Here is a 23,289-nt window from a genome sequence, read left to right as displayed (position 1 = left end):
CTGTCCGCCTTGATCGTTATCAATTCTCACGCCCATTCAGCGCGTTACCTTCGCCCTTAGTTAAGCAATGTCGATTTATCAGAGAGCCGTAAGGTTCCACACAGGAGAAACCCGATGAGTAAATTCCTGGACCGGTTTCGCTACTTCAAGCAGAAGGGCGAAACCTTTGCCGATGGGCACGGCCAGCTTCTCGAAACAAACCGGGACTGGGAGGACGGATACCGCCAACGTTGGCAGCATGACAAAATTGTGCGCTCAACCCATGGGGTGAACTGCACCGGTTCTTGTAGCTGGAAAATTTATGTCAAAAATGGTCTGGTGACCTGGGAAACACAGCAAACCGATTACCCGCGCACCCGTCCTGATATGCCAAACCATGAACCTCGCGGCTGCCCGCGCGGGGCAAGTTACTCCTGGTATCTCTACAGCGCTAACCGACTGAAATATCCGCTAATGCGCAAACGTCTGATGAAGATGTGGCGCGAGGCGAAAAAACTGCATCGCGATCCGGTAGAGGCATGGGCCTCCATCATTGAAGATGCCGATAAAGCCAAAAGCTTCAAACAGGCGCGTGGTCGTGGCGGCTTTGTTCGCTCCTCATGGCAGGAAGTGAACGAGCTGATCGCCGCCTCCAACGTGTACACCGTGAAAGCCTATGGCCCTGACCGCGTCGCGGGCTTCTCACCCATCCCGGCGATGTCGATGGTCTCCTACGCTTCCGGCGCACGTTATCTTTCGCTGATTGGCGGTACCTGCCTGAGCTTCTACGACTGGTACTGCGACCTGCCGCCAGCCTCCCCGCAAACCTGGGGCGAGCAGACCGACGTGCCGGAATCCGCTGACTGGTACAACTCCAGCTATATTATCGCCTGGGGCTCTAACGTGCCGCAAACCCGTACGCCGGATGCCCACTTCTTTACCGAAGTACGTTACAAAGGCACCAAAACCGTCGCGGTGACGCCGGACTATGCTGAAATCGCCAAACTGTGCGATCTGTGGCTGGCGCCGAAGCAGGGGACTGATGCGGCGATGGCGCTGGCGATGGGCCACGTCATGCTGCGCGAGTTCCACCTCGACAACCCGCGCCAGTACTTCACCGATTATGTCCGTCGCTATACCGACATGCCAATGCTGGTGATGCTTGAAGAGCGTGATGGTTATTATGCCGCAGGTCGTATGCTGCGCGCTGCCGATCTCGTTGATTCGCTGGGGCAGGAAAATAACCCGGAATGGAAAACCGTCGCCATTAACAGCAACGGTGAAATGGTGGCGCCAAACGGTTCAATTGGTTTCCGCTGGGGCGAAAAAGGCAAATGGAACCTCGAACAGCGCGACGGGACTACCGGTGCAGAAACTGAATTGCAGCTCAGCTTGCTGGGCAGCCAGGATGAGATTGCTGACGTGGGCTTCCCATATTTCGGCGGCGAAGGTTCAGAGTACTTTAATCATGTGGCGCTGGATAACGTCCTGCTGCATAAACTGCCGGCAAAACGTCTGCAACTGGCCGATGGTTCTACCGCGCTGGTGACCACCGTTTACGATCTGACCATGGCGAACTATGGTCTGGAACGCGGCCTGAACGATGAAAACTGTGCCGCCAGTTATGACGATACCAAAGCGTATACGCCAGCATGGGCCGAGCAGATCACTGGCGTGCCGCGGGCGCAGATCATCCGTATCGCACGGGAGTTCGCCGATAACGCGGACAAAACGCACGGGCGTTCAATGATTATCGTTGGCGCCGGGCTGAACCACTGGTATCACCTCGATATGAACTATCGCGGGCTGATCAATATGTTGGTGTTCTGTGGTTGCGTTGGTCAGAGCGGCGGCGGCTGGGCGCACTACGTCGGCCAGGAAAAACTGCGTCCGCAGACCGGCTGGCAGCCGCTGGCGTTTGCCCTTGACTGGCAGCGTCCCGCGCGTCACATGAACAGCACCTCTTACTTCTATAACCACTCCAGCCAGTGGCGCTACGAGACGGTGACCGCCGAGGAGTTACTGTCGCCGATGGCGGACAAATCCCGCTATAGCGGGCATCTGATTGACTTCAATGTGCGCGCCGAGCGTATGGGCTGGTTGCCGTCGGCACCGCAGTTAGGCACCAACCCGCTGTACATTGCGCGTGAAGCGGAAAAAGCCGGTATGACGCCGGTAGATTATATCGTCAAATCCCTGAAAGAGGGTTCGATTCGCTTTGCCGCCGAGCAGCCGGAAAACGGTAAAAACCACCCGCGTAACCTGTTCATCTGGCGTTCTAACCTGCTTGGGTCTTCCGGTAAAGGCCATGAGTACATGCTGAAATATCTGCTGGGTACTGAGCATGGTATTCAGGGGCTGGATCTGGGTAAACAGGGCGGTGTGAAGCCGGAAGAAGTGGAGTGGCGTGACAATGGCCTGGACGGCAAACTGGATCTGGTGGTGACGCTGGACTTCCGCCTGTCGAGCACCTGCCTGTACTCCGATATCGTACTGCCGACCGCCACCTGGTATGAAAAAGACGATATGAATACCTCGGATATGCATCCGTTTATTCATCCGCTGTCTGCCGCCGTAGATCCGGCCTGGGAATCGAAAAGCGACTGGGAAATCTACAAAGGCATTGCGAAGAAATTCTCCGAAGTCTGTGTAGGCCACCTGGGTAAAGAGACTGACGTCGTGACGCTGCCGATCCAGCACGATTCTGCCGCTGAACTGGCGCAGCCGCTGGACGTGAAAGACTGGAAAAAAGGTGAATGCGACCTGATTCCAGGGAAAACCGCGCCGCACATCATGACCGTCGAGCGCGATTATCCGGCCACCTATGAGCGATTTACCTCTATCGGCCCGCTGATGGAGAAAATCGGCAACGGCGGGAAAGGGATTGCCTGGAACACGCAGAGCGAAATGGACTTGCTGCGTAAGCTCAATTACACCAAAGCGGACGGTCCGGCGAAAGGTCAGCCGATGCTCAACACGGCGATTGACGCGGCAGAGATGATCCTGACGTTAGCGCCGGAAACCAACGGTCAGGTGGCGGTGAAAGCCTGGGCGGCGCTGAGCGAGTTTACCGGTCGCGACCATACGCATCTGGCAACCAATAAAGAAGAAGAGAAAATCCGCTTCCGCGATATTCAGGCCCAGCCGCGCAAAATTATCTCCAGCCCGACCTGGTCTGGTCTGGAAGATGAGCACGTTTCTTATAACGCCGGTTATACCAACGTTCACGAGCTGATCCCGTGGCGTACGCTGTCTGGTCGCCAACAGTTGTATCAGGATCACCAGTGGATGCGCGACTTCGGCGAAAGTTTGCTGGTGTATCGTCCACCGATCGACACCCGCTCGGTGAAAGCGGTGATGGGGCGTAAATCCAACGGTAATCCGGAGAAGGCGCTCAACTTCCTGACGCCGCACCAGAAATGGGGTATCCACTCGACCTACAGCGATAACCTGTTGATGCTGACCTTGTCGCGTGGCGGCCCGATTGTATGGATGAGCGAAACCGACGCCAAAGAGCTGGGCATTGAAGATAACGACTGGATCGAAGTCTTCAACAGCAACGGCGCATTGACCGCACGCGCAGTGGTCAGCCAGCGTGTACCGGCGGGCATGACCATGATGTACCACGCGCAGGAACGTATCGTAAACCTGCCGGGGTCGGAAATTACCCAGCAGCGCGGCGGTATTCATAACTCGGTGACGCGCATTACGCCGAAACCGACCCATATGATCGGCGGCTATGCGCAGTTAGCCTACGGCTTTAACTACTACGGTACCGTCGGCTCCAACCGCGATGAGTTTGTGGTGGTACGTAAGATGAAGAACATTAACTGGTTGGATGGCGAAGGCAATGACCAGGTACAGGAGAGCGTAAAATGAAAATTCGTTCACAAGTCGGCATGGTGCTGAATCTCGATAAGTGCATCGGCTGTCATACCTGTTCAGTCACCTGTAAAAACGTCTGGACCAGTCGCGAAGGTATGGAATACGCGTGGTTCAACAACGTAGAAAGTAAGCCTGGCGTTGGTTTTCCGAATGACTGGGAAAATCAGGAAAAATGGAAAGGCGGCTGGATCCGCAAAATCAACGGCAAACTACAGCCGCGCATGGGCAACCGGGCGCTGCTGCTAGGTAAAATCTTCGCTAACCCGCATCTGCCGGGCATCGACGACTACTACGAGCCGTTTGATTACGACTACCAGAACCTGCATACCGCGCCGGAAAGCAAACATCAGCCGATCGCGCGTCCGCGCTCGCTGATTACCGGCCAGCGGATGGACAAAATTACCAGCGGGCCAAACTGGGAAGAGATTCTGGGCGGCGAGTTCGAAAAACGCGCCAAAGATCAGAATTTCGAAAACATGCAGAAGGCGATGTACGGCCAGTTCGAAAACACCTTCATGATGTACCTGCCGCGCCTGTGCGAGCACTGTCTCAACCCGGCGTGCGTGGCGACCTGCCCGAGCGGTGCTATCTACAAGCGTGAAGAAGATGGCATCGTGCTGATCGACCAGGACAAGTGCCGCGGCTGGCGGATGTGTATCACCGGTTGCCCGTACAAGAAAATTTACTTCAACTGGAAGAGCGGCAAGTCCGAGAAGTGCATCTTCTGCTACCCGCGTATCGAAGCCGGTCAGCCGACCGTTTGCTCGGAAACTTGCGTGGGGCGTATCCGCTACCTTGGCGTACTGCTGTATGACGCAGATGCCATTGAAAGCGCCGCCAGTACGGAAAACGAAAAAGATCTGTACCAGCGTCAACTGGACGTGTTCCTCGATCCGAACGATCCGGCTGTCATTGAACAGGCGCTGAAGGACGGCGTGCCGCAGAGCGTGATCGATGCGGCGCAGCAATCGCCAGTGTACAAAATGGCGATGGACTGGAAGCTGGCGCTGCCGCTGCATCCGGAATACCGCACGTTGCCGATGGTCTGGTACGTGCCGCCGCTGTCGCCGATTCAGTCTGCCGCCGACGCGGGTGAACTGGGTAGCAACGGTATTCTGCCGGATGTAGACAGTCTGCGTATCCCGGTACAGTACCTGGCGAACCTGTTGACCGCTGGCGACACTCAGCCAGTACTGTTGGCACTGAAACGGATGCTGGCGATGCGTCACTACAAACGTGCGGAAACCGTAGACGGTAAAGTGGATACCCGCGCGCTGGAAGAGGTGGGTTTAAGCGAAGCCCAGGCGCAGGAAATGTATCGTTACCTGGCAATTGCCAACTATGAAGATCGTTTCGTGGTACCGAGCAGCCATCGTGAACTGGCGCGTGACGCATTCCCGGAGAAAAGCGGTTGTGGTTTTACCTTCGGCGATGGTTGCCACGGGTCTGATACCAAATTCAATCTGTTCAACAGCCGCCGCATCGACGCTGTTGATGTGACCAGCAAAACGGAGCCGCACGCATGATTGAACTCGTCATTGTTTCGCGTCTGCTCGAGTACCCGGATGCTGCCCTGTGGCAGCATCAGCAGGAGTTGTTCGATGCGCTCGCGTCATCTGAGAACCTGGATAAAGAGGATGCCCAGACTCTGGGCGTTTTCCTGCGCGATTTAACCGCGCAGGACATGCTGGATGTACAGGCCGCCTACAGTGAACTGTTTGACCGTGGTCGCGCCACATCGCTGCTGCTGTTTGAACATGTTCACGGGGAATCCCGTGACCGCGGTCAGGCGATGGTTGACCTGATGGCACAGTATGAGCAGCACGGTTTGCAGCTCGACAGCCGCGAACTTCCCGATCATCTGCCGCTGTATCTGGAATACCTTGCGCAGTTGCCGAAAAGCGAAGCGTTAGGAGGGTTACAGGATATCGCGCCGATTCTGGCGCTGCTCAGCGCACGTTTGCAACAGCGTGACAGCCGTTATGCGGTGCTGTTCGATCTGCTGTTAAAACTGGCGAATACCGTTATCGATAGCGGTAAAGTGGCTGAAAAAATTGCGAATGAAGTACGTGATGATACCCCACAGGCGCTGGATGCTGTCTGGGAAGAAGAGCAGGTGAAATTCTTCGCCGATCAGGGGTGTGGCGAGTCGGAGATCTCCGCTCACCAGCGTCGTTTTGCCGGTGCCGTGGCGCCGCAATATCTGAATATCACCACCGGAGGACAGCACTAATGCACTTCCTGAATATGTTCTTCTTTGATATCTACCCGTACATTGCCGGATCGGTATTTCTGATCGGTAGCTGGTTACGTTACGACTACGGCCAGTACACCTGGCGGGCGGCCTCCAGCCAGATGCTGGATCGCAAAGGAATGAACCTGGCGTCAAACCTGTTCCACATCGGGATTTTGGGTATTTTCGCCGGTCACTTCCTGGGCATGTTAACGCCGCACTGGATGTATGAAGCTTTTCTGCCGGTCGACGTGAAGCAGAAGATGGCGATGATTGCCGGCGGCGCCTGCGGAGTGCTGACGCTGGTTGGCGGTATTTTACTGCTCAAGCGTCGTCTGTTCAGCCCACGTGTCCGCGCCACCACTACCGGTGCAGATATTTTGATTCTCTCATTGCTGGTGATTCAGTGCGCGCTGGGTCTGCTGACCATTCCGTTCTCCGCCCAGCATATGGACGGGAGTGAAATGATGAAGCTGGTCGGGTGGGCGCAGTCAGTTGTGACCTTCCACGGTGGCGCATCCGCACATCTGGACGGTGTAGCCTTTATCTTCCGTATGCACCTGGTACTGGGGATGACGCTGTTCCTGTTATTCCCATTCTCGCGCCTGGTGCATATCTGGAGCGTGCCGGTCGAGTACCTGACCCGCAAATACCAGATTGTACGTGCGCGTCACTGATTGTGCATTGACAAGCTTAAGTCACTGTAATACTGAGATGTATTCAGCAATATAGCAGAAAAAAATAGCACGGGCATGGAGGCTGACTTCCTGCCCGTTTTTTCGCACTTCTTGCCCATTTTTCCCTGCGTGAGCGGGGATAAGCACACGTTGAACCGCTCGGTGCCTTATTTTCGGCTGGGTAATATGACGTTAATAAGCCCCAGAAGCCGATTTACGCGCTCCTGAATTGATGCAGGCATCAACAAGTGGAGCCGATAACCATAACGTGGATATATTTCTCTCATTGCCTCATATGTCCGTACCGCTTCCTCCCACGATTGTGTTCGTTCGTTATCCTGCTTATATATCGCTTTCCATGGCGGGAGAATAATAACGTCAGTGGCATAGCGAAATTGGTTAATAGCACGATGTAACCGGTTGGGTATTGGTTCGCCCACCAGCGTGAGATAGCCTGCAATATCCGGCAGCGCACGGTCGTAGAAGAGGGGACGATCGGACTGTTCGGCCTGATACCAGGCATTAATATCCATTGCCTGCATGGCTTCTGCAAATCGCGCCGGAGAACGCCACGGCAGCGCATCGCCGTTTATGTCCATTTGTTGTTTGATAACAGCACGCCCGGATTCGGGCTGACAGTGGAAACCAATTTTTTCCAGAGCCGTAATCAGCGTAGTTTTACCCGCGCTGGGCCCGCCAGTAATGATAATGCGTGAATTCATAGCAATAGCCTTTATGCATTTGTAGTGAGGAAATTGGGGGTAGGTGTTGAAAAAGATCTGAAGGCAGCGGTTTTCGGATGTGAATGACGTGATTTGGAATAGATGTGTTCAGCAGCGGATGACGGGGGAAGGATTACTCAGCGCTGCGCGCTTCGCCCTTCGGGTCGTTGCCGTTGGCAACGCTTTCTCGCTTTCGCTCGAATCGAACCTTAGTCGAAGCTTCTCATCCTTCCCCGTACGGAGAGATATGAGGCACTGTGCTTAACGGGGATAAGATACGCGACGAGAGTGATGGTGGTGGGGGAAGGATTACTCAGCGCTGCGCGCTTCGCCCTTCGGGTCGTTGCCTGCGGCAACGCTTTCTCGCTTTCGCTCGAATCGAACCTTATTCGAAGCTTCTCATCCTTCCCCGTACGGAGAGATATGAGACACTATGCTTAACGGGGATAAGATACGCGACGGGAGTGATGGTGGTGGGGGAAGGATTCGAACCTTCGAAGTCGATGACGGCAGATTTACAGTCTGCTCCCTTTGGCCGCTCGGGAACCCCACCAGGGGTAATTCAAATTGTAGGTAAAGCTTGAAGATGGTGGTGGGGGAAGGATTCGAACCTTCGAAGTCGATGACGGCAGATTTACAGTCTGCTCCCTTTGGCCGCTCGGGAACCCCACCATGGGGTAAATTCATTATGCTGCTTGCATTCTATAGCGGGAAGGATTATTCGGAGCTAAAGCTCCTCACCCTTCGGGCCGTTGCCTGCGGCAACGTTCTCTCACTATTGCTCGAGTCGAACCTTGAAGTCGATGACGGCAGATTTGCAGTCAGCTCCCTTATGATCGCTCGGGAACCCCACCACGGGGTAATGCTTAATACTGGCCCGCTTCCTTTCGGGAAGCGGGGCGCATCATATCAAATGACACGCCGCTGTAAAGCATTCCTTTGCCTGAAATGAACTGTTTGCGTACTTTTCATCCGTAACGGATTAAAGCTAATCAATTCATATTACTGACGATTAAAGAATAATCGTCCGATTGCCGTAAACAAAGACCCGCTGCGCCAGAACCTGATACAGCGCGCGGCTTAATACGTTTTTCTCAACGTCGCGCCCGGCACGCATCATATCTTCTGCGGTGTAGGTGTGATCGACGTGAATCACGTCCTGCATAATGATTGGGCCTTCATCCAGATTATCATTCACATAGTGCGCGGTAGCGCCGATGATTTTCACGCCGCGCTCATAGGCCTGATGATAAGGGCGCGCGCCGATAAACGCCGGCAGGAATGAGTGGTGGATATTGATAATTTTGTTCGGGAAGCGCGCCACAAAACCTGGCGTCAAAACACGCATATACTTGGCCAGCACCACATAGTCCGGTTGATGGGCATCAATGGCGTCCGCCATCTTCGTGTCATGCTCTTCACGCGTTAATCCCTCATGGCTGACCAGTTCGAAAGGGATCTCAAAACGTTCAACCAGCGAGCGTAACGTTTCATGGTTGCCAATGACCGCGGCGATTTCAACATCCAGCCCGCCATAGTTGGCTTTCATCAGCAGGTCGCCCAGACAATGCGCCTCTTTGGTAACCAGAATCACTACCCGACGGCGTCCGGCGGGATTGAGTTCACGAACAGAGCCTTCCGGTAAGGCGCTGTCCAGATCGGCCAGAAGAGTGGAATCATTGAAGATGCCTTCCAGCTCGGTCCGCATAAAAAAGCGACCGGTGCGATGGTCCACAAATTCATTGTTTTGCACAATATTAAGCTCGTGCTTATAGCAAATGTTGGTAATCCGCGCGATAAGGCCTTTTTGATCGGGACAAATAGTACGCAGAACTTTACGTTGTAGTGATTGCATTGCCGGAAAAATCCTGTTGAGAGTGTTTGTTGTATCGATACTGTCAGGCATCACTGGCCGCAGCACTTTTTAAATTTTTTGCCTGAACCGCACGGGCAGGGATCATTTCGACCCAACTGCGGGCGGGTACCGTCAATATAATACCACTGACCGTTTTCTTTGATAAAACGAGAGCGTTCGATAATCGCCCCGGTTTTCCCTTGTTCGGAAAAGCGCGCGATAAAACTAACATACCCTGTATTTTCTGCGTCTGACCAGGTATGTTCAAAAATAGTCAGGCCGAGCCACCTGGTATTGGCAAATCCGGCGATGATATCATCGCGAAACGCGGCCGCATTGCAGGTTGGATGCCAGCTCTTAATTAAGTAATCTGCGTCTTTCATCACAAAAGCGCAGTAACGAGAGCGCATGAGATGTGACGGATCGGGTGCTACTCGTTCTCCGGACACAATACGACCACAACATAGGCTATACTCGTCAGCGCTACCACAGGGACAAGGCTGAGACACAATAATCTCCCTGAATATAAAAAACGGCGTTGAACGCCAGGGTGGCATTATGTTAACTGAGCAGTGGCGATGTTGCTACGTCTTGAAGCCAGGGGAAGTCGTTAAGTACGATGAGAAAAATGAAAATAGGGCTGGCGCTGGGATCTGGCGCAGCGAGAGGATGGTCTCATATTGGGGTCATCAAAGCCCTCAAGCAAACAGGCATTGATATTGATATCGTTGCGGGATGCTCAATAGGTTCACTGGTCGGCGCCGCGTATGCCTGTAATAAATTATCGGCGCTTGAACAGTGGGTATGTTCATTCCGCTACTGGGATGTTTTACGCCTGATGGATGTATCCTGGGGCAGAGGAGGGTTGCTTCGCGGCGAACGCGTATTTAATCACTATCGGGATATTATGCCCGTCACGGATTTTGACCATTGTTCAAGACGTTTTGGCGCGGTCGCGACGAATCTTAGCACGGGACGAGAGCTATGGTTTACTGAAGGCGATCTACACCTTGCCGTACGCGCGTCGTGCAGTATGCCAGGGCTGATGTCTCCGGTTGAACATAACGGTTACTGGCTGGTAGATGGCGCAGTCGTTAATCCGGTACCTGTTTCGTTAACCAGGGCGCTGGGGGCTGATATCGTTATTGCGGTAGATCTGCAACATGATGCCCACCTCATGCAGCAAGATTTGCTCTCTGTAAATGTCGGGAATATAAATGAAGAGAGCGATGATGCGCTGCCCTGGCATAAGCGTTTAAAAGAACGTTTCAGTAGCCTGACTTCACGCCGTGGCGTGAGTTCGCCTGGGGCAATGGAAATCATGACAACCTCCATTCAGGTGTTGGAAAATCGTCTTAAACGTAACCGTATGGCTGGCGATCCGCCTGATATTCTCATTCAACCATTCTGTCCGCAAATCTCTACGCTGGATTTTCATCGCGCCCATGCCGCTATTGCGGCGGGTCAGTTAGCCGTAGAGAAAAAGATGGACGAACTTATACCCTTGGTGCGTACCGACGTTTAATGTACCTTTTACGATCACTTAAGCAAATTCTGACAGGCGCAAGCGGCAATACCATGCCACTATTGATTAAAGCCAGTCAGGGGAGAGAACATGACGCAGCCATTGGTCGGAAAACAGATTCTTATTGTTGAAGACGAGCCTGTATTTCGCTCGCTTCTGGATTCGTGGTTTTCCTCTTTGGGAGCGACAACGGCATTGGCAGGCGACGGGGTGGATGCCCTGGAGTTGATGGGGCGTTTTACCCCTGATCTCATGATATGTGATATCGCTATGCCGAGAATGAACGGTCTCAAACTGGTAGAAAACTTACGTAATCGCGGAGACCAGACGCCTATTCTGGTTATTTCCGCAACAGAAAATATGGCGGATATCGCCAAAGCGTTACGCCTTGGGGTTGAAGATGTCTTGCTGAAGCCGGTAAAAGATCTCAACCGCTTGCGGGAAACCGTATTCGCTTGCTTATACCCTAATATGTTTAACTCGCGGGTTGAAGAAGAAGAACGCCTGTTTCGTGACTGGGATGCAATGGTGAGTAATCCGACCGCCGCAGCGCAATTGTTGCAGGAATTGCAGCCCCCGGTACAGCAGGTGATTTCTCATTGCCGCATTAATTACCGGCAGCTCGTCTCCGCCGATCAGCCTGGACTGGTGCTGGATATTGCGCCGCTATCTGATAACGAACTGGCATTTTATTGCCTGGATGTCACCCGGGCGGGTGATAACGGCGTGTTAGCCGCATTGTTGCTGCGAGCGCTATTTAACGGCTTATTGCAGGATCAGCTCGGCCAACAAAAGCACCGTTTACCGGAGTTAGGCGCGCTATTAAAACAGGTAAATCATCTGCTCAGACAAGCCAATTTACCTGGGCAATTCCCACTATTTGTCGGCTACTATCACAGTGAGCTCAAAAATTTGATTCTCGTCTCCGCCGGATTGAACGCCACCTTAAATACGGGCGCTCATCAGGTTCAAATTAGCAGCGGCGTGCCGCTAGGAACATTGGGTAACGCCTACCTTAACCAATTAAGCCAGCGTTGCGACTCATGGCAGTGTCAAATATGGGGCGCAGGAGGGCGTCTGCGATTGATGTTGTCTGCGGAATGACCAAACGGAAGAGTGAGCGGAAATTGCTTTACCGGCCTTTCCCGACGAGTGTTACTATCTGCGGCAGATTTATAAGTATTTGTCTTAATTATACCAATATAAGTCCTTTTTGGACCTGAGGCTTGTTCTGGTACTGATATACTGGAACACGATACAGATTAATGAACACGTTCAATACATGAACAGTCCAGGAGAATTTTAAATGGCTGCCCTTAATTCGAAAGTCAAAAAAGCCGTTATCCCGGTCGCGGGATTGGGAACCAGGATGCTGCCAGCGACCAAAGCTATCCCGAAAGAGATGCTGCCGCTGGTTGATAAGCCATTAATTCAGTACGTCGTGAACGAATGTATCGCTGCTGGCATTACTGAAATCGTGCTTGTTACGCACTCGTCTAAAAACTCTATTGAAAACCACTTTGATACCAGTTTTGAGCTGGAAGCGATGCTGGAAAAACGCGTTAAGCGTCAGCTTCTGGAAGAGGTCCAGTCTATTTGCCCTCCGCATGTCACTATTATGCAGGTACGTCAAGGGCTGGCAAAAGGCCTGGGCCATGCCGTATTGTGCGCGCATCCCGTTGTCGGAAACGAACCTGTCGCTGTTATTCTGCCAGACGTTATTCTTGACGAATATGAGTCCGACCTGTCTCAGGATAACCTGGCTGAAATGATCCGCCGTTTCGACGAAACCGGCAATAGCCAGATTATGGTTGAGCCAGTAGAAGATGTGACTGCATACGGCGTGGTCGATTGTAAAGGCGTTGAGCTGGCACCGGGCGAAAGTGTGCCGATGGTTGGCGTGGTTGAAAAACCAAAAGCGGATGTCGCGCCGTCTAACCTTGCGATTGTCGGGCGTTATGTGTTGAGCGCGGATATCTGGGCGTTGCTGGCGAAAACCCCTCCGGGCGCCGGGGATGAAATTCAGTTGACCGATGCTATCGATATGCTGATCGAAAAAGAAACGGTTGAAGCCTACCACATGAAGGGTAAAAGCCATGACTGTGGTAATAAGTTAGGATATATGCAGGCATTCGTTGAATATGGCATCCGTCATAATTCGCTGGGTGCTGAATTTAAAGCCTGGCTTGAAGAAGAAATGGGTATTAAGAAGTAACGATACGTTATAAATTTTTTAACAGAAGCGCTGGTAAATCCGGCGCTTTTTTTATGCCTGGGGTTGTCAGCGGAGAACTCAGGCAAAAAAAATCCCGCCAGCGGCGGGATTTTAAGCATCCAGGAAGTAAATTATTCCTTGATCAGGAAATCTTCCAGTTGCTTACCTTGTTCTTCCATTGCTTTTTTGATTACAGCCGGTGTACGACCCTGGCCAGTCCAGGTTTTAGTTTCACCGTTTTCGTCAACATAGCTATATTTAGCCGGACGAGCTGCGCGTTTAGCTTTGGTGCCGGATTTAGCGGCAGCCATGCTATTCAGCAGTTCATTCGGGTCAATGCCGTCGGCAATTAACATTTCACGATACTGTTGCAGTTTACGAGTGCGTTCTTCCACTTCAGCAGCAGCAGCGCTTTCTTCTTCACGACGCTCATTAACGACAACTTCTAATTTTTCCAGCATTTCTTCAAGCGTTTCCAGAGTACATTCTCTTGCCTGCGCACGAAGAGTACGGATGTTGTTCAGAATTTTAAGTGCTTCGCTCATTGTAGTAATCTCAAACTTATATTGGGGTGGTTTGTTGAGCTAATAATAGAGCGATAAATTCAGTTGTGCAATAGCCAGGAATGTAAGGAATTCAAAATTACGCTTTATTAAGCACACGTTTTAATTATCTCAACTTAAATTTTCCTTGAGGCGCCGCACAAAAAAGAGCTTATTGGCAGGGGGGATACTCACCGTTTGTCGCTAAAAATTTAGGAGTCAGGTCACATTTTATCATGATGAAATACGATCTCATTGCTGAGATATCAATCTCTTGTATTAGCTTTCCTTACAAGAAAACCCTATTACTTTGCACCGGGTATGAGTAACGGTAACAATAAGTACAAGGTTTTCATATTGGCGGGTGATGATAAGCATTGTTGATGAATTTTAACGGCATAATTTGTGAAGGAATGTGTATATACCCTTCATACTTCAAGTTGCTTATGTGTTGGCTACGCTCGCTCACCCCAGTCACATAGTTATCTATGCTCCTGGGGACTCACTCCCTTGCCGCCTTTAAGCAACTCGAATTATTTTGGGTATAGTGAGCGATGTTTGTACAATTCTTAATACTCACCGGAGCGCGAGCCGCGCCGTCGCGTCGGTAAATTATGGTACAATCCCGCCAATCTTTATTTCACTCAGGTGAGGTCCTGCGACCAATGGCACAGCTATATTTCTACTATTCGGCAATGAATGCGGGTAAGTCGACTGCACTGCTGCAATCTTCATACAATTATCAGGAACGCGGGATGCGTACCGTCGTATATACGGCGGAAATCGACGATCGTTTCGGCGCAGGCAAAGTCAGCTCTCGTATCGGTTTGTCGTCGCCGGCAAAATTGTTTAACCAAAATACATCCTTGTTTGAAGAGATTCGTGCCGAGAGCGCGCGGCAGACAATACATTGCGTGTTAGTCGACGAAAGCCAGTTTTTGACTCGCCAGCAGGTTTATCAATTATCCGAGGTTGTCGACAAATTAGATATTCCAGTACTCTGCTATGGGCTACGAACAGACTTTCGTGGGGAGCTCTTTGTCGGCAGCCAATACTTGCTGGCATGGTCAGATAAGCTGGTGGAATTAAAAACTATCTGTTTCTGCGGTCGTAAAGCCAGTATGGTTCTGCGACTTGATCAGGACGGCAGGCCTTATAACGAAGGCGAACAGGTGGTTATTGGCGGGAATGAACGCTACGTTTCAGTTTGCCGTAAGCATTATAAGGACGCGCTGGAGGAGGGCTCACTGACGGCGATTCAGGAGCGTCATCGGCACATATGATACTGAGGTAAAGATCGGCTTATAAAACGCCCTGTAGCGCTTTGGAGGTCATTATTCAGGCCTCCTGACGAAGGGCGTGCCGTGAGCGCGTAGGTCAGATGGTAAGCATAGCGCCTTCAGGCATCAGATAAACAGGTAAAATAAAAAAAACGGCCTCAATTGAGGCCGTTATTGTCATGCTAAAGCAGATAACGAATTAAGCGGATTTTTTCGCTTTTTTCTCTGCTTTCGGTGTGGCAACGACGTCTTTCTTCGCTGCAACTTCACCTTCGGTGAAATCACGACCGTAGTAGGTATCCAGCAGAATCTGTTTCAGTTCGGAGATCAGCGGATAACGCGGGTTAGCGCCGGTGCACTGGTCATCGAAGGCATCTTCAGACAGTTTGTCAACGTGTGCCAGGAAGTCAGCTTCCTGTACGCCTGCTTCACGGATAGACTTAGGAATACCCAGCTCAGCTTTAATGCTTTCCAGCCATGCCAGCAGTTTTTCAATCTTAGCGGCGGTACGGTCGCCCGGCGCGCTCAGGCCCAGGTGGTCAGCAATTTCAGCGTAACGGCGGCGTGCCTGCGGACGATCGTACTGGCTGAAAGCGGTCTGCTTGGTCGGGTTGTCATTCGCGTTGTAGCGGATAACGTTACAAATCAGCAGGGCGTTCGCCAGACCGTGCGGAATGTGGAACTGAGAGCCCAGTTTGTGCGCCATGGAGTGACATACACCGAGGAAGGCGTTGGCAAACGCGATACCGGCGATAGTCGCTGCACTGTGAACACGTTCACGCGCAACCGGGTTTTTAGACCCTTCGTGGTAAGACGCCGGCAGGTTTTCTTTCAGCAGTTTCAGAGCCTGCAGAGCCTGACCGTCAGAGAACTCAGAAGCCAGTACGGAAACGTAAGCTTCCAGGGCGTGAGTCACCGCATCCAGACCACCGAACGCACACAGGGACTTCGGCATATCCATCACCAGGTTGGCGTCGACAATCGCCATATCCGGGGTCAGGGCATAGTCAGCCAGCGGATATTTCTGACCGGTTGCATCGTCGGTCACAACCGCAAACGGTGTGACTTCAGAACCGGTACCGGAAGTGGTGGTGACGGCGATCATTTTCGCTTTCACGCCCATTTTCGGGAACTTGTAGATACGTTTACGGATGTCCATAAAGCGCAGCGCCAGTTCTTCGAAGTGAGTTTCCGGATGTTCGTACATGACCCACATGATTTTCGCGGCGTCCATCGGGGAACCGCCGCCCAGCGCGATGATCACGTCTGGTTTGAAAGAGTTAGCCAGCTCAGCGCCTTTGCGAACAACGGAAAGCGTCGGGTCGGCTTCAACTTCGAAGAAGACTTCGGTTTCAACGCCAGCCGCTTTCAGCACAGAGGTGATCTGGTCTGCATAGCCGTTGTTGAACAGGAAGCGGTCAGTCACGATGAGCGCACGTTTGTGGCCATCAGTAATCACTTCATCCAGCGCGATGGGCAGAGAGCCACGGCGGAAGTAGATAGATTTCGGAAGTTTGTGCCACAACATGTTTTCAGCTCGCTTAGCAACGGTTTTCTTGTTGATCAGGTGTTTCGGACCAACGTTTTCAGAGATGGAGTTACCACCCCAGGAACCACAACCCAACGTCAGGGAAGGTGCGAGTTTGAAGTTGTACAGATCACCGATACCACCCTGAGAGGCCGGGGTGTTGATCAGGATACGCGCAGTTTTCATCATCTGACCGAAGTAAGCAACGCGTTCTGGCTGGTTATCCTGGTCAGTGTACAGGCAGGAGGTGTGACCGATACCGCCCATAGCGACCAGTTTTTCTGCTTTTTCTACCGCTTCTTCGAAATCTTTCGCACGATACATCGCCAGAGTCGGAGACAGTTTTTCGTGTGCGAACGGTTCGCTTTCATCAACGACTGTAACTTCACCGATCAGAATCTTGGTGGTTTCTGGTACGGAGAAGCCTGCCAGTTCAGCGATTTTGTAGGCTGGCTGACCGACGATAGCGGCGTTCAGAGCGCCATTTTTCAGGATAACGTTTTGAACCGCTTTCAGCTCCTGGCCCTGCAGCATGTAGCCGCCGTGGCTGGCGAAACGTTCGCGAACGGCATCATAGACGGAATCAACAACGACAACAGACTGTTCAGAAGCACAGATTACGCCGTTATCGAAGGTTTTAGACATCAGAACAGACGCCACAGCGCGTTTGATATCAGCGGTTTCATCAATGACAACCGGGGTGTTGCCTGCGCCTACGCCGATAGCAGGTTTACCGGAGCTGTATGCTGCTTTAACCATGCCTGGACCGCCCGTCGCAAGGATCAGGTTAATATCCGGGTGGTGCATCAGCGCATTAGACAGTTCTACGGAAGGTTGATCGATCCAGCCAATCAGATCTTTCGGCGCGCCGGCAGCGATAGCCGCTTGCAGAACGATGTCTGCCGCTTTGTTGGTTGCTTCTTTAGCGCGCGGATGCGGAGAAAAGATGATGGCGTTACGGGTCTTCAGGCTAATCAGCGATTTGAAGATCGCGGTAGAGGTCGGGTTAGTGGTTGGAACGATACCGCAAATAATGCCGATAGGTTCAGCAATGGTGATGGTCCCGAAGGTGTCGTCTTCAGACAGCACGCCGCAGGTTTTTTCATCTTTATAGGCATTGTAAATATATTCAGAAGCGAAGTGGTTTTTAATCACTTTGTCTTCCACGATACCCATACCGGATTCGGCGACGGCCATTTTGGCCAGCGGAATGCGGGCATCAGCGGCTGCCAGAGCGGCGGCGCGGAAGATTTTGTCGACCTGTTCTTGAGTGAAACTGGCATATTCACGCTGGGCTTTTTTTACACGCTCTACGAGTGCGTTAAGTTCAGCGACATTAGTAACAGCCATAATGCTCTCCTGATAATGTTAAACTTTTTTAGTAAATCATCTGCGCGATACGTGAGTATAGACAGATCGACGATACTTTGTATAAATGCCTGAAATTCAGGTGGTTACTTAACGTCCGTTTCGCTCTGATTTACTAAAAGAGCTTCTGCGTTAGTATCATTTAACTCTAACGCGTTACGTCCAGGTGGCGTAAGCAAGATTACTCACTTCTGAGTAGCGATTGTGTGATCTAAATCAAGATTACGCAAAGCTGACACCTTTCAGCAGGCCATTTTAGCCTTTTATGTAAATTGTTAAGAAATCGTTGTCATGAAGAGTGAGTGGATTAGCATAACGAGTACATATAAATAACAGCGATGAATGGATGAAATTAGGTGTAGATAAGAGGTGAACTATGCGAATAAAAGGCGTATCTTCTGCGCGTTTTGATCATTAACGAACATTGACTTCATCCGGCTAACGCTTCGGAGCTAACCGTGATTCAACCGCTTTTTGATTTTCCTGTTTACTTTAAGTTTTTTATCGGGCTCTTTGCGCTGGTTAACCCGGTGGGGATTATCCCCGTTTTCATCAGCATGACCAGCTACCAGACGGCCACGGCGCGTAATAAAACTAACCTCACCGCGAATCTGTCGGTTGCGATTATCTTGTGGAGTTCCTTATTCCTCGGCGATGGCATCCTGCAGCTGTTTGGTATTTCTATTGACTCGTTCAGAATTGCGGGCGGTATCCTGGTTGTCACCATTGCAATGTCGATGATCAGCGGGAAGCTGGGGGAAGATAAACAAAACAAGCAAGAAAAGTCAGAGACGGCCATACGCGAGAGCATTGGCGTTGTGCCGTTAGCGCTGCCGTTAATGGCGGGGCCAGGGGCGATTAGCTCCACTATCGTCTGGGGGACGCGTTATCACAGTATCGCGCATTTGCTTGGTTTTTCAGTTGCTATTGCGCTTTTTGCGCTTTGCTGCTGGGGCGTGTTCCGTATGGCGCCGTGGCTGGTTCGTTTGCTGGGGCAAACCGGTATCAACGTTATTACCCGAATCATGGGGTTGTTGTTAATGGCGCTCGGCATCGAATTTATTGTCACAGGAATAAAAGGCATTTTCCCCGGCTTGCTCAACTAAACTCCCACCTGTTGATTTACAGGCGGTGCCCTAAGGGAGCCGCCTTGTGACATTTCCAGTGACATTCCCACGTAACACTTCTTACTTTGATAAGCATTCAGCGTTTTAATGATAAAAAATACTAATATAATCTAACGATATTTATTTTTATTAATCAAACTATTATCAACATTACTGAGTCCGTGAGAAGCGGTAGGTCTGTTATTTTATTCACACCATACTCTGGGGCTTGATGAAGGATTATTGAAATGTTATTAGTTGTTTCAGCTCCATCGTAGATGAATGTGCTAAATAATGAGCATTTGTTAAATTTGTGTGTGTTTTCTGGCGCAGGTATATCCTACGATGTGACAGCGAGGTGGTTTTCTTTCAATTTATTGATTATAAATAATAAATTAAAGCTTTTTAACATTCTTTAACTGTTTTTCTGGGCAGGAAATTTTCCATAAAAGAGAATTGGTTAACAAAATTGTAAAATGAATTGGCGGTTCAGAAACGCATTTGATACTTTTCGGCCAAACATTTTGCAGAAGATTTCACATTGTTGATAACTATTTTCATTTACATGGTTGTCAGAAATAACGTGCGACGTGGGCAGGTACGTCGTATACCGAATCGACGAAAGGCGATCGAACGAATCGTCAGAATAAATAAAGTCGGTGATAGCAAAAGCAGTGACAGACCTGGCAGTACACCACCAGTGCTGTACAGGAGCCCTGACGGGATTAAACAGGCTGGTAAAAACCAGTAATTATAATGAGTGGAGTACAAACACAATGTCTAACATCACGAAAAAAAGTTTGATTGCAGCGGGAATACTCACTGCGCTCATCGCCGCCAGCGCCGCGACTGCGGCAGACGTGCCCGCCGGTGTTCAGTTAGCCGACAAGCAAACGTTGGTACGTAATAATGGATCAGAAGTGCAGTCTCTCGACCCGCATAAAATTGAAGGCGTGCCGGAATCGAACGTCAGCCGTGATCTCTTTGAAGGCTTATTAATTAGTGATGTCGAGGGGCATCCTTCACCGGGCGTCGCGGAAAAATGGGAAAATAAAGATTTTAAAGTCTGGACATTCCATCTACGTGAAAATGCGAAATGGTCAGATGGTACGCCTGTCACCGCCCATGATTTCGTTTATAGCTGGCAACGCCTGGCCGATCCTAATACGGCATCGCCGTACGCCAGCTATCTGCAATACGGTCATATCGCTAATATCGATGACATTATCGCCGGTAAAAAACCCGCCACCGATCTGGGGGTAAAAGCGCTTGATGATCACACCTTTGAAGTGACCTTAAGTGAGCCGGTGCCTTATTTCTACAAATTGTTGGTCCACCCTTCAGTGTCTCCTGTACCGAAATCAACGGTCGAAAAATTTGGCGATAAATGGACGCAACCAGCCAATATTGTCACTAACGGCGCTTATAAGTTAAAAAACTGGGTGGTGAACGAACGTATCGTGCTGGAGCGTAACCCGCAATACTGGGATAACGCCAAAACCGTTATCAATCAGGTAACTTATTTGCCTATCTCTTCGGAGGTGACGGATGTGAACCGCTACCGCAGCGGCGAGATCGATATGACTTATAACAATATGCCGATCGAATTATTCCAGAAACTGAAAAAAGAGATCCCGAATGAAGTCCGCGTAGACCCTTATTTGTGTACCTATTATTACGAAATTAATAATCAAAAAGCGCCGTTTAACGATGTCCGCGTGCGTACCGCGCTGAAACTGGCGTTAGATCGCGACATTATTGTTAATAAGGTTAAAAATCAGGGCGATTTACCCGCTTATAGCTACACGCCGCCGTATACCGATGGCGCAAAACTGGTAGAGCCTGAGTGGTTCAAATGGTCCCAGCAAAAGCGTAATGAAGAAGCGAAGAAATTGTTGGCTGAAGCCGGCTTTACGGCGGATAAGCCCTTAACATTCGACCTGCTGTATAACACCTCCGATCTGCATAAAAAACTGGCCATTGCCGTGGCGTCTATCTGGAAGAAAAATCTGGGTGTCAATGTGAATCTGGAGAATCAGGAATGGAAGACCTTCCTGGACACCCGTCATCAGGGCACCTTTGATGTCGCCAGAGCCGGGTGGTGCGCAGATTATAATGAACCGACCTCGTTCCTGAATACCATGTTGTCCGACAGTTCAAATAATACCGCGCATTATAAGAGCCCGGCGTTTGATAAGCTGATTGCCGACACGCTGAAAGTAGCGGACGATACGCAGCGCAGCGAACTCTACGCTAAAGCGGAGCAGCAGTTAGATAAAGACTCGGCTATTGTGCCGGTGTATTACTACGTTAACGCGCGCCTGGTGAAACCCTGGGTGGGCGGGTATACCGGTAAAGACCCGCTGGATAATATTTATGTGAAAAACTTATATATTATCAAACATTAATGGCAAGACATGGGACAACTGAGGTTGTCCCATGGTGTCTTTTTTCATCGCACTATAACGTTCCCTGGCGGATCTGTTTGTCACGTCCGGGAAGTAAAGGCACAGGCCAGAAGGTACGGGCAATGTTGAAATTTATTTTACGCCGCTGTCTGGAAGCGATTCCGACGCTGTTTATTCTTATTACCATCTCTTTCTTTATGATGCGCCTCGCGCCGGGGAGTCCTTTTACCGGCGAGCGCGCATTGCCGCCGGAAGTGCTGGCCAATATTGAAGCAAAATATCATCTGAACGATCCCATCATGACGCAGTACTTCAGCTACCTGAAGCAGCTGGCGCATGGCGATTTTGGACCATCGTTTAAATACAAAGATTACACGGTCAACGATCTGGTTGCCGCCAGCTTCCCCGTTTCGGCGAAACTTGGTGCCGCCGCTTTTTTACTGGCGGTCATTATTGGTGTCAGCGCTGGCGTGATTGCCGCGCTAAAGCAAAATACGCGATGGGATTATACGGTGATGGGATTTGCCATGACCGGCGTCGTTATCCCCAGTTTTGTGGTAGCGCCGCTACTGGTGATGGTCTTTGCGATAACCTTGCAATGGCTGCCTGGCGGCGGCTGGAACGGCGGGGCGTTAAAATTTATGATCCTGCCGATGGTCGCGCTTTCACTGGCCTATATTGCCAGCATCGCTCGTATTACGCGCGGCTCAATGATTGAAGTTCTGCATTCGAACTTTATTCGTACCGCGCGGGCAAAAGGATTACCGATGCGCAGAATCATCTTCCGCCATGCGTTAAAACCTGCGCTGCTGCCGGTTTTATCCTATATGGGGCCAGCCTTTGTCGGCATTATTACCGGCTCAATGGTGATTGAAACTATTTATGGCTTACCGGGCATTGGGCAGCTTTTCGTTAATGGCGCGCTCAACCGCGATTACTCGCTGGTGTTAAGTTTGACCATTTTAGTCGGCGCTCTGACCATATTGTTTAACGCCATTGTCGATGTGCTCTATGCCGTTATCGACCCGAAAATTCGCTATTGATACTGGAGCTCGCGATGATGTTAAGTAAGAAAAACAGCGAGACGCTGGAAAATTTCAGTGAAAAGCTGGAGGTGGAAGGTCGCAGCCTTTGGCAAGATGCCCGTCGGCGCTTTATGCATAACCGTGCGGCGGTGGCCAGTCTTATTGTCCTGTTTCTGATAGCCTTATTCGTGACAGTGGCTCCTATGCTGTCGCAATTTACCTATTTCGATACCGACTGGGGCATGATGTCCAGCGCGCCGGATATGGCGTCCGGTCACTATTTCGGCACTGACTCTTCCGGGCGCGATCTGTTGGTGCGCGTTGCCATCGGCGGGCGTATCTCATTGATGGTCGGGATTGCCGCCGCGCTGGTGGCGGTCATTGTTGGAACGCTGTATGGCTCGCTGTCCGGCTATCTGGGCGGCAAAATTGATTCTGTGATGATGCGGTTGTTGGAGATCCTCAACTCGTTCCCGTTTATGTTCTTTGTGATTTTGCTGGTGACGTTTTTTGGGCAGAACATTCTGTTGATTTTCGTCGCCATCGGCATGGTCTCCTGGCTTGATATGGCGCGTATCGTGCGTGGCCAAACCCTAAGTCTTAAACGTAAAGAGTTCATCGAAGCCGCGCAGGTGGGTGGTGTGTCGACCGCCAGCATTGTGATCCGCCATATTGTGCCTAACGTCCTGGGCGTAGTGGTAGTGTATGCATCGTTGCTGGTGCCCAGCATGATTCTGTTTGAGTCTTTCCTCAGTTTCCTGGGGCTTGGGACGCAGGAACCGTTAAGCAGTTGGGGAGCGTTGTTGAGCGATGGCGCAAATTCAATGGAAGTCTCACCGTGGCTGCTGCTGTTTCCGGCTGGCTTTCTCGTGGTGACGTTATTCTGTTTTAACTTTATTGGCGATGGCCTGCGTGATGCCCTCGACCCGAAAGATCGTTAA

General features: G+C 51.0%; 17 protein-coding genes, 2 tRNA genes and 3 other RNA genes. 12 read left to right on the top strand and 10 right to left on the bottom strand.

The window, feature by feature from the left end; all coding sequences use genetic code 11:
- Window positions 1-114: 114 nt before the first annotated feature.
- The 4 genes from OLG56_RS12120 to narI are packed head-to-tail and all read left to right on the top strand — an operon-like array spanning window position 115 to window position 6,774.
- The gene (locus OLG56_RS12120) at window positions 115-3,858 is read left to right on the top strand and encodes a nitrate reductase subunit alpha (RefSeq protein WP_061377399.1); all 3,744 of its coding nucleotides are present in this window, start codon (window positions 115-117) and stop codon (window positions 3,856-3,858) included.
- On the top strand, window positions 3,855-5,390 hold the full coding sequence (gene narH / locus OLG56_RS12115) for a nitrate reductase subunit beta (protein WP_000702629.1): 1,536 nt from the start codon (window positions 3,855-3,857) through the stop codon (window positions 5,388-5,390). Before OLG56_RS12120 ends, narH begins: the two co-directional genes overlap by 4 nt.
- The gene (gene narJ / locus OLG56_RS12110; RefSeq protein ID WP_001527628.1) at window positions 5,387-6,097 is read left to right on the top strand and encodes a nitrate reductase molybdenum cofactor assembly chaperone; all 711 of its coding nucleotides are present in this window, start codon (window positions 5,387-5,389) and stop codon (window positions 6,095-6,097) included. The genes narH and narJ overlap by 4 nt, the downstream gene beginning before the upstream one ends.
- Window positions 6,097-6,774, top strand: coding sequence for a respiratory nitrate reductase subunit gamma (gene narI / locus OLG56_RS12105; protein WP_000545594.1), 678 nt, complete (start codon window positions 6,097-6,099; stop codon window positions 6,772-6,774). Before narJ ends, narI begins: the two co-directional genes overlap by 1 nt.
- A 167-nt stretch (window positions 6,775-6,941) precedes the next feature.
- On the opposite strand, the gene OLG56_RS12100 is transcribed toward narI, so the two are convergent.
- From OLG56_RS12100 to OLG56_RS12065, 8 genes are all read right to left on the bottom strand, one after another.
- Entirely contained in the window at window positions 6,942-7,496 is a 555-nt protein-coding gene (locus OLG56_RS12100; protein WP_061377398.1) for an AAA family ATPase, read from the bottom strand.
- A gap of 116 nt (window positions 7,497-7,612) precedes the next feature.
- A non-coding RNA gene (locus tag OLG56_RS12095) (RtT sRNA) lies at window positions 7,613-7,744 on the bottom strand.
- Window positions 7,745-7,788: 44 nt separating this feature from the next.
- A non-coding RNA gene (locus OLG56_RS12090) (RtT sRNA) lies at window positions 7,789-7,920 on the bottom strand.
- Between the two features lie 44 nt (window positions 7,921-7,964).
- Window positions 7,965-8,049 (bottom strand) — tRNA-Tyr (locus OLG56_RS12085).
- A gap of 34 nt (window positions 8,050-8,083) precedes the next feature.
- Window positions 8,084-8,168: transfer RNA gene (locus OLG56_RS12080), tRNA-Tyr, on the bottom strand.
- A gap of 28 nt (window positions 8,169-8,196) precedes the next feature.
- A non-coding RNA gene (locus tag OLG56_RS12075) (RtT sRNA) lies at window positions 8,197-8,338 on the bottom strand.
- Window positions 8,339-8,508: 170 nt separating this feature from the next.
- Window positions 8,509-9,351 carry a formyltetrahydrofolate deformylase gene (gene purU / locus OLG56_RS12070; RefSeq protein WP_001191156.1) on the bottom strand — a complete coding sequence of 281 codons (843 nt, stop codon included), beginning with the start codon at window positions 9,349-9,351 and terminating at the stop codon, window positions 8,509-8,511.
- Window positions 9,352-9,401: 50 nt separating this feature from the next.
- Window positions 9,402-9,860, bottom strand: coding sequence for a YchJ family protein (locus tag OLG56_RS12065; protein ID WP_023257667.1), 459 nt, complete (start codon window positions 9,858-9,860; stop codon window positions 9,402-9,404).
- 110 nt (window positions 9,861-9,970) lie between these two features.
- Here OLG56_RS12065 and rssA point away from each other — a divergent pair, with 110 nt between their 5' ends.
- From rssA to galU, 3 genes are all read left to right on the top strand, one after another.
- Window positions 9,971-10,876 (top strand): patatin-like phospholipase RssA, encoded by a 906-nt coding sequence (rssA, locus tag OLG56_RS12060; RefSeq protein WP_001230575.1) that lies wholly within the window; start codon window positions 9,971-9,973, stop codon window positions 10,874-10,876.
- Between the two features lie 90 nt (window positions 10,877-10,966).
- Window positions 10,967-11,980: a two-component system response regulator RssB gene (gene rssB, locus OLG56_RS12055; protein WP_000193432.1), complete on the top strand. Its 1,014-nt coding sequence runs from the start codon at window positions 10,967-10,969 to the stop codon at window positions 11,978-11,980.
- 202 nt (window positions 11,981-12,182) lie between these two features.
- Complete coding sequence (gene galU / locus OLG56_RS12050; RefSeq protein ID WP_000729450.1) at window positions 12,183-13,091, top strand: UTP--glucose-1-phosphate uridylyltransferase GalU; 909 nt, start codon at window positions 12,183-12,185, stop codon at window positions 13,089-13,091.
- 131 nt (window positions 13,092-13,222) lie between these two features.
- Here the strand turns inward: galU and hns are convergent, their stop codons facing one another.
- The gene (hns, locus tag OLG56_RS12045; RefSeq protein WP_001287383.1) at window positions 13,223-13,636 is read right to left on the bottom strand and encodes a histone-like nucleoid-structuring protein H-NS; all 414 of its coding nucleotides are present in this window, start codon (window positions 13,634-13,636) and stop codon (window positions 13,223-13,225) included.
- 662 nt (window positions 13,637-14,298) lie between these two features.
- Between hns and tdk the strand changes: the two genes are divergently transcribed.
- Window positions 14,299-14,916, top strand: coding sequence for a thymidine kinase (gene tdk, locus OLG56_RS12040; protein ID WP_000068097.1), 618 nt, complete (start codon window positions 14,299-14,301; stop codon window positions 14,914-14,916).
- 196 nt (window positions 14,917-15,112) lie between these two features.
- Here the strand turns inward: tdk and adhE are convergent, their stop codons facing one another.
- Complete coding sequence (adhE, locus tag OLG56_RS12035) at window positions 15,113-17,791, bottom strand: bifunctional acetaldehyde-CoA/alcohol dehydrogenase (protein ID WP_000301679.1); 2,679 nt, start codon at window positions 17,789-17,791, stop codon at window positions 15,113-15,115.
- 476 nt (window positions 17,792-18,267) lie between these two features.
- Here adhE and OLG56_RS12030 point away from each other — a divergent pair, with 476 nt between their 5' ends.
- From OLG56_RS12030 to oppC, 4 genes are all read left to right on the top strand, one after another.
- On the top strand, window positions 18,268-18,915 hold the full coding sequence (locus OLG56_RS12030; protein ID WP_000615840.1) for a YchE family NAAT transporter: 648 nt from the start codon (window positions 18,268-18,270) through the stop codon (window positions 18,913-18,915).
- Between the two features lie 776 nt (window positions 18,916-19,691).
- Window positions 19,692-21,323, top strand: a complete 1,632-nt coding sequence (gene oppA / locus OLG56_RS12025; RefSeq protein WP_058344212.1) for an oligopeptide ABC transporter substrate-binding protein OppA — start codon at window positions 19,692-19,694, stop codon at window positions 21,321-21,323.
- A gap of 122 nt (window positions 21,324-21,445) precedes the next feature.
- Window positions 21,446-22,366, top strand: a complete 921-nt coding sequence (oppB, locus tag OLG56_RS12020; RefSeq protein ID WP_000911097.1) for an oligopeptide ABC transporter permease OppB — start codon at window positions 21,446-21,448, stop codon at window positions 22,364-22,366.
- A gap of 14 nt (window positions 22,367-22,380) precedes the next feature.
- Window positions 22,381-23,289: an oligopeptide ABC transporter permease OppC gene (gene oppC, locus OLG56_RS12015; RefSeq protein ID WP_000979653.1), complete on the top strand. Its 909-nt coding sequence runs from the start codon at window positions 22,381-22,383 to the stop codon at window positions 23,287-23,289.

Origin of the sequence: Salmonella sp. 2018103 (assembly GCF_026247685.1) — a bacterium.
GTDB lineage: Bacteria > Pseudomonadota > Gammaproteobacteria > Enterobacterales > Enterobacteriaceae > Salmonella > Salmonella enterica.
The sequence above is the reverse complement of the archived record's forward strand: the minus strand, read 5'-3'. Positions and strand labels throughout refer to the sequence as shown.

Excerpts from the sequence above, each read along its gene's own strand:
- purU (WP_001191156.1), bottom strand. The coding sequence starts at position 9,351 with ATGCAATCACTACAACGTAAAGTTCTGCGTACTATTTGTCCCGATCAA.
- oppB (WP_000911097.1), top strand. The coding sequence starts at position 21,446 with ATGTTGAAATTTATTTTACGCCGCTGTCTGGAAGCGATTCCGACGCTG.
- narH (WP_000702629.1), top strand. The coding sequence starts at position 3,855 with ATGAAAATTCGTTCACAAGTCGGCATGGTGCTGAATCTCGATAAGTGC.
- narJ (WP_001527628.1), top strand. The coding sequence starts at position 5,387 with ATGATTGAACTCGTCATTGTTTCGCGTCTGCTCGAGTACCCGGATGCT.
- oppA (WP_058344212.1), top strand. The coding sequence starts at position 19,692 with ATGTCTAACATCACGAAAAAAAGTTTGATTGCAGCGGGAATACTCACT.
- oppC (WP_000979653.1), top strand. The coding sequence starts at position 22,381 with ATGATGTTAAGTAAGAAAAACAGCGAGACGCTGGAAAATTTCAGTGAA.
- OLG56_RS12120 (WP_061377399.1), top strand. The coding sequence starts at position 115 with ATGAGTAAATTCCTGGACCGGTTTCGCTACTTCAAGCAGAAGGGCGAA.
- adhE (WP_000301679.1), bottom strand. The coding sequence starts at position 17,791 with ATGGCTGTTACTAATGTCGCTGAACTTAACGCACTCGTAGAGCGTGTA.
- OLG56_RS12100 (WP_061377398.1), bottom strand. The coding sequence starts at position 7,496 with ATGAATTCACGCATTATCATTACTGGCGGGCCCAGCGCGGGTAAAACT.
- tdk (WP_000068097.1), top strand. The coding sequence starts at position 14,299 with ATGGCACAGCTATATTTCTACTATTCGGCAATGAATGCGGGTAAGTCG.
- rssB (WP_000193432.1), top strand. The coding sequence starts at position 10,967 with ATGACGCAGCCATTGGTCGGAAAACAGATTCTTATTGTTGAAGACGAG.
- rssA (WP_001230575.1), top strand. The coding sequence starts at position 9,971 with ATGAGAAAAATGAAAATAGGGCTGGCGCTGGGATCTGGCGCAGCGAGA.
- galU (WP_000729450.1), top strand. The coding sequence starts at position 12,183 with ATGGCTGCCCTTAATTCGAAAGTCAAAAAAGCCGTTATCCCGGTCGCG.
- hns (WP_001287383.1), bottom strand. The coding sequence starts at position 13,636 with ATGAGCGAAGCACTTAAAATTCTGAACAACATCCGTACTCTTCGTGCG.
- narI (WP_000545594.1), top strand. The coding sequence starts at position 6,097 with ATGCACTTCCTGAATATGTTCTTCTTTGATATCTACCCGTACATTGCC.